A 12,349-nucleotide genomic window follows, 5' to 3' on the forward strand; every position below is an offset into this window, starting at 1 on the left:
AGTCGGCGTGTCATCCCGCTCATCCCTCTTGTCAAGACTTGACTTCGGCCAGACTCATCCGATCACTAGCGGACGACGATCGCGATCAGCGCGGCGCCGAGCAGGACGAGGTACGCGATCGCGTGGGCGCGGTCCGGGATCCGGCCGACCACCCGGCGCGTCACCGCGATGGTCGGCAGCGACCCGCACAACAGCGCACCCGCGGCCACCAGATCGATGTAGCCGAGATGCGAGGCGCTCGAGGACGCGCCTGTCGCGGCGAAGGCGTAGACGGCGGTGCCGATCACCGCCACCGGCAGGCTCAAGGGGTTCGCCAACGCGGTCGCGTCGGCCATCGGGAGGCCCTTGCGCCGCATGAGGGGGACGGTGAGCACACTGCCCCCGACCCCGAGGAAGCTCGCCACGGCACCGATCCCGGTCCCGCCCGCGGTGGCGGTGAGCCCGCCGAGCGCACGGGGCCGCATGTCGTCCCGCCTGCTCACGAACCCTTTCCGGACCACGCTGTCGGCGATGGTCAGCGCGAGGTACGCGACGAAGAGCCAGCGCAGGACGCTTTCGTCGGCCGCGGTGGCGGCGAAGGAACCGAGCACGGCGCCCAACCCGATGAAGGCGATGATCGGCCACAGATAGTCGCGACGGAGCCGTCCGGTCCGCAGTTGGGCGAGGGTCGCGCTCCCGGCGTTGACCACCATCACCGCGGTCGAGGTGGCGACGGCCACGTGCATCGCCCCGAGGGCGTGGTCCGGCTCGGCGAGCGCGAAGGCGTAAACGACGGGAACGGTGATGAATCCACCGCCGAATCCGAAAAGGACGGTGGTGACGCCGCTCAGGCAACCGAACCCGAGGAGTACCGAGATCTCGATCAACACTCCTTCGACGGTAGGTGCTTCCGACGCGGCGGGCATTCGAAAGCACGCCACTTTCTTTCGCGCGTCGGACAGGGCGGGTAGCCTCGATGAGGTGCGTGACATCCCCATCGACGAGGTCGACCACCTCGACCGCGCGGTGGTGGCGATCCGCACCGATTACCCGCCGGGGCACCGGATTCCCCCACATCGGCATCGGCGGGCGCAGTTCCTCTACAGCGCGACGGGGTCGATGCGCGTCGAAACGGCCGACGGCACGTGGACCATCCCGACCCGGCGCGCGGTCCTCGTCCCGCCGGAGACCGGTCACCAGGTCTTCACGACGACCGTGAGCACCCGAAGCCTGTACATCGAGCCGAAAGCGGTGCCGTGGTTCCCGCGGCACTGCCAGGTCGTCGAGGTCTCCGCGCTGCTCCGGGAACTGCTGAACGAGGCCGTCGGCGTGCCGGAGCTGTACCCGCCGCGCGGACGGGACGCCGCCGTCATCGGCCTGATCCTGCACGAGATCCGGCGGTCCGCCCCGGTCCGGCTCGATCTCCCGCTGCCGAAGCACGAGCGGCTGCGCGCGCTGTGCGAGTCCTTTTTGGACGCTCCGGACATCCACGATCCGGTGGGCGACTGGGCGTCCAGGCTGCACGTGAGCGAGCGGACGCTGAACCGGATCTTCACCGCCGAGACGGGACTGAGTTTCGCCCGCTGGCGGCAACGGGCCTGTGTCCTGCATTCCCTTTCCCTGCTTTCGGACGACCGGCCCATCGCCGGGATCGCCGCCTCGCTCGGCTACGAGAGCCCCGCCGCGTTTTCCACCATGTTCACCCGCCTTCTCGGCACCTCGCCGAGGGATTACCGGGCGGCGTCCGCGCTCTGAACGCCCGGGTATCGTCGGGACCGCAATCCCCTTCTCTCGAGCAGGAAGCAGGACGATCATGATCTTCATCACGGCGAAGTTCCGGGTCCGTCCCGAACACGCGGACCGTTGGCCGGAAATCGCGCGCGACTTCACCGAGGCGACGCGCGCCGAACCCGGTTGTCTCTGGTACGACTGGTCCCGCAGCCTCGAAGACCCGAACGAGTACGTTCTCGTCGAGGCTTTCCGGGACGACGACGCGGGCGCGGCCCACGTCGGTTCGGAACATTTCCGCACGGCTCAGCGCGAACTGCCGCAGTACCTCGCCGAGACGCCGCGGATCGTCAACGCGAAGATCGAGCAGGACGGCTGGTCGGAACTGGGCGAACTGGCCGTCGAGTAGCTTCCGCTCCCCGCCTCGGTTCTTTCACCGGACCGAGGCGGGAAGACCGCGTAACGTTCAGGCGACCACGCCGACTCTGTGTCCATGGTCGACCCCACCATCGCCGCCGAGATCAAGGCCATCGCCTGCCGGTTGTTCGAACGCCAGGAGTTCAAGCACTACAAGTCCTGTCAAGACGAAATCCTGAGTCGTCTGCTGGCCGACGGAACCGAAAAGATCAAGGCGGCTACGGAAGCGGACGCCATCGCGCTCCACCGCGCCGCGTCTCGCGTGGCACGCGAGTCGAAAACGCATTCGCGGCGGATGATGATCAGAATGCTCGCGCTGAGCACCGTCCTGATCAGCTTGATCGCCGGCTCCCTGTTCTTCTCGATCGCCTCCAACGCGACACTCATCAAGGTCTTGGCCGCAGGCTCCAAGGAGAGCTGGATCGCCAGGGACCCCAACACACTGATCTTCCTGAGCTGGGCTGTCACGGCGATGTGCACACTCGCGCTCCTGGGGGAATGGCTCAGAGGCCGGGCCACACGCCGCGCGATCGTCCGGCCCGTGAAGACCGCGGCCGACGTACTGGAACGATCGCTGGCGTCGTCGGTCCAAGAAGCCCTGTCCGCGGCCATCAACTCGGAACTGGGACCTCGGGGGATCATCGCGTTCCCCACCCACGCTCCCCGGTTGGTGGAACTCGATGTGGCGCATTTCCGCCAATCGCGGACCACCGCCTACATCAAGGAATTCATCCTCGAACACGAGGCATCCGCCGTGGGCCTCGCGGGAACCCGAGGATCGGGTAAGTCCACCGTGATGCGCTCGCTCGTGGCCGACCCCGAGATCGACGGCCCGGTGATCATCGTTCCCTCACCCGTCCGCTACGACGCCGGGGAATTCATCAGGGTTCTGCTCGGTGAGATCGCCGCCGCGATTTCGCAAGGCCACAGCCGGCCCGTGGGCAGCAGGCTGCGCGGCGCGGTGGAGCGGACCAGCGCGAGAAGACTGCTCACCCTGGTCGGCGTCGGCGTACTGGCCGGAGTCTTGCCGGACGCCTTCACCACACCGTCCTCGCAAGGGATGTCCGTTTCCTGGCTGTCGAGCAATTCCTTCGGCGGGCTGATCGCCAATGTGACGTCGATACTCCTGCTCACCTTCGTGGCGATCATCCAGCTGGCGAAGGTCGCCCTCCGCCTCGACGCCGAAACCTTGCCACCGGACATCAGGCAGGCCCGCGAATTGCTGCGAGAGCTGAGATGGGAAACGGAACAAGGGACCACGACGAAGAGCACTTTGAAGGTCCGGTCCTTCTTCGAAACGAGCGGGGAAAGCAGCATCAAGCTCAAAAGCCGGGCGATGACCCGGTCCGAGCTGGTCAGCGCGCTCCGTGATCTGCTGAAGTGCTTCGCGAGGCACACGAACGCGACTCGCATGGTCATCTGCATCGACGAACTCGACAAGATCAACGATCCCGATCATCTCGTCGCCATCGTCAACGAACTCAAAGACCTGTTCCACATCCAGAAAGTGCACTTCCTGGTCACCGTGTCCACGGACGCGCTGGATTCGTTCGAACAGCGAGGGCTGGCGGGCCGCGACGCCTTCGACTCGTCCTTCGACACCGTCGTACACACCAACTGGCTGACACTCGACGAGTCACTCGACGTCACGAACTCGCGCTGCACCGGATTTCCGCCCATCGTCGCGATGCTCTGCCACGCCTGGTCCGGCGGACTGGCCCGCGACCTTCTCCGTGCGGCACGCGGAGCGGTGGAACTCCAGAGACGGACACCGAACGAACCCCTCAGCGTGGACAGGATCATCAGGAACCTGGTCTTCGACGACCTCGAGGGCGCCGTTCGCGCGTCCATGCGCGGTCTGCCCGCCGGCGATGAGCAACTCGACGGCTTGTGGCTGCTACATCAGTGCCTCTCGACCGCGCGGCGCGGCGACGTCACACCCCACCAGGCTCAAGAAGACATCTCCGACATGAGTCTCAAAGAACCCGCCCTCCAAGCGCTACTGGCCAAGGCTCGTATAGGCCTGTCGCTGTTGCGGATCGCGGGCATCGCGACTTCGCTGCCGGACTACTGGCTCGAAGACGGGAAGACCATCCTCAATCTCCGCAGGGCGGCCGAGGAACACGCCGAGGCCATCAAGGTACTCGGCGAACCCACCCCGATTCTGGAACTCGCCGTCCAAACCGCGCTGCACGAGTTCGACCCGGCCATCCTGAGGTGACTCAACCGCGCTGCGCCCGCGCCGCGCCGACGCAGTACGCGCCGAACGAGGCGACCCCGACGGCCACCACGATGAGCAGCACCGTGCCGAAAGGCTGAGCGGCCAAGGTGCGAAGGGCGGCGTCGAGCCCGCCGGAGCGGGACGGGTCGTGCGTCAGGGCCGCGTAGCCTAGGAGTACCGCAACCACGCCGAAGACGAGACCCCTTGCGACATAGCCGATCCGTCCAAGCCGCTCGACCCACCGCTGGGTTCCGGACGGTAACGACGACAGGTCGAGATCCCGCACGAAGTTCCGGCGCACACCGTTCACCACCGAAGCCACCGCGACCCCGAACACGATGACGGCCGCCACGATCACCAGGAACGGCCCCGCGGGCAACCCGAGCAATCGTGCGGTGAGCTCCTGCTGTTTCTGGTCACCGCTGCCCTGCTCTCCCGCGCCCACGGCGAGCTTGGCCGCGTACACGCCCAGGGAAATCCCCACCACGCAACGGACTCCGGACGTCACCCGCTTGACGACACGGTGCTTTTGCTTGTCGATCCAGGTGTATCCGACCGCGGCCAGCAGCGCCTGCCACAGCCCGTACGCCACCAATCCGGCAGCCAGCACCCACAAAAGCACGCCGCCCACCGGGGTCGAGCCGACCTCGGCGACCGCGCCACGGCCGTCGGCCTCCTGACCACCGCCACCGAAGGCGATACGCGCCGCCAGGTACCCGATGAGCAGGTACACCAGCCCGTAGCAACCCATCCCGATCCGCCCGAGCACCTGGACAGTGGTGCTGTGGCGAACCTGTCTCGCCTTCGTTCCGGACATCCGGCGCGCCTCCTCCGTCGACATCCTCCGAGTGTCGCGGGCGGGGGCCGGGACCGCCGCGTGACTGGTCCATCCGGCCCAGCGCGCGGCGGGTCCAAGACTTTTTCTCGGCCGGTGTCGGATGGCGCCGGGTCCGTTCGTAGTCATGGTGAAAGGCAAGCCGAGAGGACAAGGAGCACACCCGCCATGACGGACGAGAACGTGAATGCCACCCTGACCGTCGACGTGCCCGTCACCAGGGTGTTCGCGGTACTGGCGGATCCGACGACCCATGCCGCGATCGACGGCACCGGCTGGGTCCAGGAAGCCGCGGACCGGGCACCACTGACCGAGACAGGGCAGCTCTTCCGGATGGAGATGTACCACGACAAGCACCCGGACGGTGACTACCGGGTGGTCAACAAGGTCGAGGTACTGGAACCGCCGCACGCCATCGGCTGGCTGACAGGGACGGAGAAGGCCGACGGCCGGTTGGAGTTCGGCGGCTGGATCTGGCGTTACGACCTGACACCGCTCGGCCCGTCCGGGACCGAGATCACGCTGACCTACGACTGGTCGGCCGTGCCGCCGTACGTCCGGGAGTACCTCCACTTCCCGCCGTTCGGCCCCGACCACCTCATCAACTCGCTGCGTCACCTGGCCGCACTCACCGAGGAGACAGCATGACCGCGACCTACACCTTCGACGTCTTTTCCAGCCTCGACGGCTTCGGCGCGCACATCGGCGACTGGGGTGGCTACTGGGGCAAACAAGGGCCCGAACTGCTCGATCGACGCCTCGCGTCGTACAGCGAAAAGCAGCGGATGGTCTTCGGCGCCACCACGTTCCGGGCGAACGTGGACATGCTGTCCTCGGGCATCGTGGAAAGCGCAGCGCTGGACCCGTGGGTCACTCGGATGAGGAGCCTGCCGGCGACGGTGGTGTCGACCACGGTGCGAGAACCGCTCGACTGGCCGGACGCGACCATCGTGAGCGGCGACGCCGTCGCTGTCGTCGCCCGGCTCAAGGAGGAGTCCGAGGTCCCGTTGCGTTCGCACGGCAGCCTGGCGATGAACCGGGCACTGCTGGCCGCCGGTCTGGTGGACCGCGTCCAGGTGACGCTCTTCCCGGTGATCACCGGGCGGACCGGAGCGGCCCCGATCTTCCAGGGCGCCGAGGATTTCGACCTCGAACTGCTCGAGAGCCGGACGCTCGACGGGCACACCCAGGAGCTCGTCTACCGGCCCGTCCCGCACCGGCCGGAGTGACCGGCCTTTTGAGCAGCAGCGCCCTTCGCGAACCTTTTCCAAGATCTTGCCCAGCAGAGGCGAATGACTGGCGGCCAGCTCTGGCACTGGAATGCTCAGCGCCGGAATGTTCGGCGTCAACCAGGTCACCGCGAACTCCCGCACTCGACGCCGGCCCTCATGACTGATCGTTCCCGAGGACTCCACGATCGAAGTCAACAGTCAACGGCCCGATGTCGTGGTCGCGCCAGACGGCAAGGTGGCTGGCAGCTATCCCTTGCCACACCTGCTTTGTGTGCGCGACCTGCCCGTAGCAGGCACTACTCGAATCCAGATCACCAGATGGCCGGTACAAGCCGATAGAATGGGCTTGTGGCGGGAGAAAGAGTCGTACTCGAGTACGTTCAGATCCTGATTTGGCCAGCCCTGGCAGTGATCGTGCTGCTGGTTTGCACGCGGCTCATCAGGGAAAACACTCGCAAGCGAACTGAGCGGCCGGCTCTTCGGGCGGACATCGCTTGGGTGGGACACGACGGCAGCACGCCTCTCACAGCAGCGCTAGAAGACTCGGAGTGGCTGGCGAATCTCGGCGGAAGCCCACCCCCGAACCCCGCCGTCCACCTGCAGCAGGCAGTTCGCATCACCCCGTCTGTTTATAGGGAGTCGACGCGACAGGTCGTGGACAATCTGCAGGCCGGACGCGTCGTCATTCTCGACCTGGCCGCATCCGAACACGAGACAGCCGCACGTCTCATCGACTTCTGTAGTGCGTTCACGCTCGCCACCCGCGGCTTGATGCAGCAACTGACGAGCACCGTCATCGTCCTGACACCGCCAGCTGGCGCAGCGAACTGAATCGCAACGAAAGGATCGGACATCGATGGCAGGGACGGGCATGCCTGGCGGACGACGGCCGTCGACGAGTCGTAAACCCGCTCCCATGACAGCCACTATCCAGGCGCAGAAGGAAAAAGACGCCGCACTAGCGGCAAACGCAAGTTTGTTAAACCTCAACGCCAAGATCCGGGAATATGAGCACTGGGCAGTTGTTGCCAAACGCCGACGAAGGCTCTCGATCGCGTCCTACGCGCTAGGGCCGGCACTCTTCCTGGTGCTGTATGCCCTGATTTGGCTACCCGGGTTCGATCGCCGCACACTGATCGCCGTTGGCATTCCGGGTTTTATCATCGCAATCGCGTTCTGCATATCCGCCTATCAGTTGTCACGCAATCCGGGGGGCGGCCCCAAAGAAGTCAAATCCGAAGCAAAACATCGAGAAGGTAAGGCATCCTTACGCCGAAGGTCAGAGGGAGAAATCGAGCTCCAAATCGCGAAGAAGCGTGACGCTCGGAAGCTTCAGGTCGCGGATGGAACGTTCGACCAGAAGACCCGTCGACTCATCTACAAAGATGAGGCCTACAACGAGATCGAGCGACTCCGCGGGGACAGCAAGAGGTATCGCCACGTGAACAACATCCTCCAGGGTGTTCTCATCATCGGCTCGATCTCTGCCACCGCAGCTTCTGGCGTCTCATCTTCAGGCGGACCGGTGCGCTGGGTTGTTCTTGGCGTAACGTTGGCTGTCGGCATCTCGAGCGGCTTCATGGGCTACTACAAGTACAAAGAGCGAAGCTTCTATCTACAGCAGACAGCCGACGCAATCGAACACGAATGGGAAGCCTTCGAAGTCGGCGTCGGACGCTACAAGTACTGCAAGACAGAAGAAATCGCGCTCAAAGAGTTCGTGGAAGAGGTACATCGGCTCAAATCCGAGCAGCGGAAGCGCCAGCAGAACCTCGAACAGCCCCCGGAGACCCGGAATACCGGTGAACTGTAGTGCTGCCTGGTCGCACCTGCCCGACTCCGTGCGCTCAGCGGCCGAGATACAGCTCATATTCGCTTGAAGCGAGCACTTGATCCCACGTCGCGTGGCGCACTCCCCGTCGCAGACGACCGCAGAAGGTCATCGCGAAAGCCACGGGGCCAGCAACTTCTCCAGGTCCGCGTCCGACAACGCGTACGGCCCGCCGTGGAACTCGTGCCACCGCGAAGCGTCCCGCGCCGCCGTGTACTCCACCTCGAAAGCGCGCATCAAGACGTACATGAAGGTCACCGAGCTGAACCGCTCGCCGAGCAACGTCCGAGCCTCGCGCGCGACACCGGTCGCGCCATGGCCGATCACGTCCGCGAGCTTCAGCTCCTCCGCAGCCGGATCCAACAGGCTGGGGGCATACATCACGACAAACTCTCCATCACTGAAAGGAAAAATCAGTTCTCGGCGGCGAGCTGCCCGCAGGCCGCCGCGATTTCCTGGCCACGCGTGTCGCGTACCGTGCAAGCGACCCCGCCGGCGTTCACCAGCCGGACGAACTCCCGCTCCACCGGCTTCGGCGACGCGTCCCATTTGCTGCCCGGGGTCGGGTTCAACGGGATCACGTTGACGTGCACCAACTGTCCCAGGTGCTGACGCAGCCGCTTCGCGAGCAGTTCCGCCCGCCAAGGCTGGTCGTTGATGTCCCGGATCAACGCGTACTCGATCGACACCCGCCGGCCGGAGGTGTCCGCGTAGTACCGGGCGGCGGACAGGACCTCGTCCACCGACCAGCGCTCGTTCACCGGCACCAGAGTGTCCCGCAACTCGTCGTCCGGCGTGTGCAGGGAAACGGCCAGCCGCACCTGCATCTTCTCGTCCGCCAGCTTGCGGATCGCCGGCGCGAGCCCCACCGTCGACACCGTCACCGAACGCTGACCGATACCGAGCCCGTCGGGTGAGGGATCGGTGATCCGCCGGACAGCGGCCACCACGCGCTTGTAGTTCGCCAGCGGCTCACCCATGCCCATGAAGACGATGTTCGACAGACGGCCGGGGCCGCCGGTCATCTGGCCGTCGCGCATCACCGCGGCGGCGGAACGGACCTGGTCGACGATCTCCGCGGTCGAGAGATTCCGGTCGAGGCCGCCCTGGCCGGTCGCGCAGAACGGGCACGCCATGCCGCAGCCTGCCTGGCTCGAGATGCACAGGGTCGCTCGGTCCGGGTAGCGCATGAGCACGCTCTCCAGCAGCGTCCCGTCGTGCGCGCGCCACAGGGTCTTGCGGGTGGTGCCGTCGTCGCAGGCGAGAGCCTTGATTTCGGTGAGCAGCGTCGGCATGAGATCGCCGACGAGCTTCTCCCGCGAGGCCGCCGGGATGTCCGTCATCTCCTCCGGGTTCACCGTGAGCCGCGAGAAGTAGTGGTTCGACAGCTGCTTCGCGCGGAACGGCTTCTCACCCAGCTCGGCGACGGCCTCGGCCCGCTCGGCGGCGGTGAGGTCGGCGAGATGGCGCGGCGGGAGGCCGCGCTTGGGCGCGTCGAAGACGAGAGGGAGGGCAGTCATAGCCCAACCAGTCTCCCATGTCCACCTTTGGCGCGCCCTGGCCGCCCCGGACCACTGTTCCCCAGGTCACGTGACGACCCGATTCGCGGAAGGAAGTTGCCAGACGACTGTTTCCGATATATCGTGAACGTGTCGGAACATTACGTAGAGAGGATTCACATCATGCGAGGACGACCTTTTCCTCCAGAACACGGCCGACCCGCCTTCGGGCCCTGGGCTCGCGGCGGCTTCGGCGAATTCCCCCCGCCTCCGGGATGGGGCCCCGGCGGACCCGGCCACCGGCATCGGCACGGCCGTCGCGGTGGACCCGGTGGACGGCGCGGCAAGCGCGGTGACGTCCGCGCCGCGATCCTCGCGCTGCTTTCCGAGCAGCCGAGGCACGGTTACGAGATCATCCGCGAGATCGGCGAGCGCAGCGGCGGCTTCTGGAAGCCGAGCCCCGGCTCGGTCTACCCGACCCTGCAGATGCTGGCCGACGAAGGCCTGGTGATCAGCAAGGACGAGGGCGGCAAGAAGCTGTTCGAACTCACCGAGTCCGGTCGCGCCGCGGCCGAACAGCAGGACGCCGTCCCGCCGTGGGAGCAGATCGCCCACGACGTCGACCCGGTCGAGGTGAACCTGCGCAAGGCGGGGGCGACCCTGGCCGCCGCGGTCATGCAGGTCATGCACGCCGGCAGCGAGGCACAGCAGTCCCGCGCCGTCGACGTGCTCAACGAGGCACGCCGGACGATCTACGGCATCCTCGGCGAGGCCGACGACGACACCGCCGGAGCCGAGGCTTCCGCCGAGGACGCGGAGTGACCTGGCACGACGAGGCCGGTGGGCTTGGTGCGCGTATGCACGCGATAGCCCACCGGCAGCGTCACCCGCTCTTCACCGGCGCTTGACGAAACCTCGTTGAGGCGCCGGACCTCCGCGATCGCCTTCGCCGCGACCGGAGCGCTGAACTCGATCTTCAGCACCGCTTCCATCGCGGCGGCGTCCCCGAACTCCCACCGCGTCATCACCTTGCGGCAGTCGAATCCCTGACGGGCGAAGAACTTCTCGACCCCGGGCGGGTCGTAATGCGGCAGATCCAGGCGCATCCAGCGGCCGTAAGGCTCACTCGTCACATCGAGATCCACGATCACCAGCGTGCCGCCGGGCCGCAGCACCCGTTCCGCCTCGCGAAGGCCGGGTTCGCAGCCGGGGCCGAAGAAGTACGCTGTCCGCGCGTGGACGACGTCGAAAGCCGCGTCCGGCACGGGAAGCCGCTGCGCACGACCCTGCCGCACTTCGACGTTCGGCAGTTCCGCGACGCGTCGCGACGCGTCGCGGACGAGCGGCTCATGGGGTTCGACCCCGAGCACCGACCGCGCCGTCGCGGCGAACCGGGGCAGATGGAACCCGTCTCCACAGCCGATGTCGAGCACGTCCGCCCCGGACCAGTCCCGCTGTCCGGCGAGCACCCGCCAGATCTCGTCGTCGACGTCCTGTGCGCGGTTCTCGACCTCGTAGGCCTTTTGGTAGTACCAGATATTCGGGCTCGGCAGCACTTCGTCGCCGCCGCGACGGAAGGAGGAGACAGTTCGGGGAAACCAGCGCACGGTAGCTCCAACGTCGGGACACCGGGCCGGGTTCCGGGCCATCCGGGTCGAAATCTTTCACGGAAACAATGCGGATAGCGACTAGACTTTACTCCCACCGGTAAGGGAGAACCGCATGTCGCTTGGCTCGGCCGCCCACACTTCCGTCATCCCTTCAGGAATCCCGTGCTGGATAGAGCTCGCGTGCAGAGACGAAGCGGCCACACAAGCCTTCTACAGCGGCCTTTTCGACTGGGAGTACACCGTTCAGCGTGATCCGGCGACGCCGAACGGCAGATACTCGATCGCGACACTGAACGGCGTCCCGACCGGTGGCCTGTACCGCTCGGGCACGGACGGCCCGTTCGGCTGGAGCGTGCACATCTCGGTGCCGCAGGCGGCCGCGGCCGCGGAGTGGGTGGACAGTCTCGGTGGCCGGGTCACCCTCGGGCCGATGGCGATTCCCCATCGCGGCAACATCGTCCACGCCGTCGACGCGTGCGGCGCGCACGTCGTCTTCTGGGAACCGCCCGCCACCTGGGAGTTCGCGACGGGGGTGCCCAACACCTTCAGCGGCGCGGATCTCAACACCCACGACGGGGCCGCGGCGGATCACTTCTACTGCCGCCTCTTCAACTACACCAGCCACCAGATCGGCGACGGCACGTCGCTCGACTACGCCGAATGGCTCATCGAGCACGAACCGGTGCTGTACCGGTACGTGATGGGCACGGAGTACCGGCCGGACACTCCCCCGCACTGGATGGTCTACCTCGAACTCGACCCGGCTCGCGGCGCGGACGCCGCGGCGGGGCAGGCCCTGATGCTCGGCGGCGCCGTCGTCGTCCAGCCCTACGACACCCCGTACGGCCGGATGGCGATCCTCGCCGATCCGGACGGTTCGGTGTTCGCCGTGATCGACCACTCCCGGGCCGTCGAAGGCTGGGGCAGCGCCGAAGTCGACGATCCTTACGACGACTGAAAACGGGAGAGCCGGGGTGACCGTGTCACCCCGGCTCTG

The 12,349-nt window shown here is 66.3% G+C and carries 14 protein-coding genes; 9 read left to right on the forward strand and 5 right to left on the reverse strand.

What is annotated here, in order from left to right:
• Nucleotides 1-65: 65 nt before the first annotated feature.
• Complete coding sequence (locus tag HDA45_RS09140; protein WP_184893687.1) at nucleotides 66-869, reverse strand: TSUP family transporter; 804 nt, start codon at nucleotides 867-869, stop codon at nucleotides 66-68.
• A gap of 91 nt (nucleotides 870-960) precedes the next feature.
• Here HDA45_RS09140 and HDA45_RS09145 point away from each other — a divergent pair, with 91 nt between their 5' ends.
• The 3 genes from HDA45_RS09145 to HDA45_RS09155 all read left to right on the forward strand — a co-directional run bounded on the left by HDA45_RS09145 (nucleotide 961) and on the right by HDA45_RS09155 (nucleotide 4,345).
• Nucleotides 961-1,734 (forward strand): helix-turn-helix domain-containing protein, encoded by a 774-nt coding sequence (locus HDA45_RS09145; RefSeq protein WP_184893689.1) that lies wholly within the window; start codon nucleotides 961-963, stop codon nucleotides 1,732-1,734.
• A 58-nt stretch (nucleotides 1,735-1,792) separates the two neighbouring features.
• Nucleotides 1,793-2,116 (forward strand): putative quinol monooxygenase, encoded by a 324-nt coding sequence (locus HDA45_RS09150; protein ID WP_184893690.1) that lies wholly within the window; start codon nucleotides 1,793-1,795, stop codon nucleotides 2,114-2,116.
• An 84-nt stretch (nucleotides 2,117-2,200) separates the two neighbouring features.
• The gene (locus HDA45_RS09155; RefSeq protein WP_184893692.1) at nucleotides 2,201-4,345 is read left to right on the forward strand and encodes a P-loop NTPase fold protein; all 2,145 of its coding nucleotides are present in this window, start codon (nucleotides 2,201-2,203) and stop codon (nucleotides 4,343-4,345) included.
• Between the two features lies 1 nt (nucleotide 4,346).
• Here the strand turns inward: HDA45_RS09155 and HDA45_RS09160 are convergent, their stop codons facing one another.
• Nucleotides 4,347-5,162 carry a DUF1206 domain-containing protein gene (locus tag HDA45_RS09160; protein ID WP_184893694.1) on the reverse strand — a complete coding sequence of 272 codons (816 nt, stop codon included), beginning with the start codon at nucleotides 5,160-5,162 and terminating at the stop codon, nucleotides 4,347-4,349.
• A 186-nt stretch (nucleotides 5,163-5,348) separates the two neighbouring features.
• Here HDA45_RS09160 and HDA45_RS09165 point away from each other — a divergent pair, with 186 nt between their 5' ends.
• The 4 genes from HDA45_RS09165 (at nucleotide 5,349) to HDA45_RS09180 (ending at nucleotide 8,225) form a co-directional block, all read left to right on the forward strand.
• Nucleotides 5,349-5,828: an SRPBCC family protein gene (locus tag HDA45_RS09165; RefSeq protein ID WP_184893696.1), complete on the forward strand. Its 480-nt coding sequence runs from the start codon at nucleotides 5,349-5,351 to the stop codon at nucleotides 5,826-5,828.
• Entirely contained in the window at nucleotides 5,825-6,409 is a 585-nt protein-coding gene (locus tag HDA45_RS09170; RefSeq protein ID WP_184893698.1) for a dihydrofolate reductase family protein, read from the forward strand. Before HDA45_RS09165 ends, HDA45_RS09170 begins: the two co-directional genes overlap by 4 nt.
• A 501-nt stretch (nucleotides 6,410-6,910) precedes the next feature.
• Nucleotides 6,911-7,243, forward strand: a complete 333-nt coding sequence (locus HDA45_RS09175; RefSeq protein ID WP_343072287.1) for a cell division protein SepF — start codon at nucleotides 6,911-6,913, stop codon at nucleotides 7,241-7,243.
• 85 nt (nucleotides 7,244-7,328) lie between these two features.
• The gene (locus HDA45_RS09180) at nucleotides 7,329-8,225 is read left to right on the forward strand and encodes a DUF4231 domain-containing protein (protein ID WP_184893702.1); all 897 of its coding nucleotides are present in this window, start codon (nucleotides 7,329-7,331) and stop codon (nucleotides 8,223-8,225) included.
• 126 nt (nucleotides 8,226-8,351) lie between these two features.
• Here the strand turns inward: HDA45_RS09180 and HDA45_RS09185 are convergent, their stop codons facing one another.
• Together HDA45_RS09185 and rlmN are read right to left on the reverse strand one after the other, a co-directional pair.
• Nucleotides 8,352-8,624: a hypothetical protein gene (locus tag HDA45_RS09185; RefSeq protein WP_184893704.1), complete on the reverse strand. Its 273-nt coding sequence runs from the start codon at nucleotides 8,622-8,624 to the stop codon at nucleotides 8,352-8,354.
• Nucleotides 8,625-8,656: 32 nt separating this feature from the next.
• Nucleotides 8,657-9,763, reverse strand: coding sequence for a dual-specificity RNA methyltransferase RlmN (rlmN, locus tag HDA45_RS09190; protein ID WP_184893706.1), 1,107 nt, complete (start codon nucleotides 9,761-9,763; stop codon nucleotides 8,657-8,659).
• 162 nt (nucleotides 9,764-9,925) lie between these two features.
• On the opposite strand from rlmN, the gene HDA45_RS09195 reads away from it, so the two are divergent.
• The gene (locus HDA45_RS09195) at nucleotides 9,926-10,564 is read left to right on the forward strand and encodes a PadR family transcriptional regulator (RefSeq protein ID WP_184893708.1); all 639 of its coding nucleotides are present in this window, start codon (nucleotides 9,926-9,928) and stop codon (nucleotides 10,562-10,564) included.
• Here HDA45_RS09195 and HDA45_RS09200 read toward each other — a convergent pair.
• Nucleotides 10,495-11,349: a methyltransferase domain-containing protein gene (locus HDA45_RS09200; RefSeq protein WP_184893710.1), complete on the reverse strand. Its 855-nt coding sequence runs from the start codon at nucleotides 11,347-11,349 to the stop codon at nucleotides 10,495-10,497. The two genes, HDA45_RS09195 and HDA45_RS09200, sit on opposite strands and share 70 nt — an antisense overlap.
• A 115-nt stretch (nucleotides 11,350-11,464) precedes the next feature.
• On the opposite strand from HDA45_RS09200, the gene HDA45_RS09205 reads away from it, so the two are divergent.
• Nucleotides 11,465-12,310: a VOC family protein gene (locus HDA45_RS09205; protein WP_184893713.1), complete on the forward strand. Its 846-nt coding sequence runs from the start codon at nucleotides 11,465-11,467 to the stop codon at nucleotides 12,308-12,310.
• Nucleotides 12,311-12,349 lie beyond the last annotated feature (39 nt).

Source organism: Amycolatopsis umgeniensis, from assembly GCF_014205155.1.
Classification (GTDB): Bacteria; Actinomycetota; Actinomycetes; order Mycobacteriales; family Pseudonocardiaceae; genus Amycolatopsis; species Amycolatopsis umgeniensis.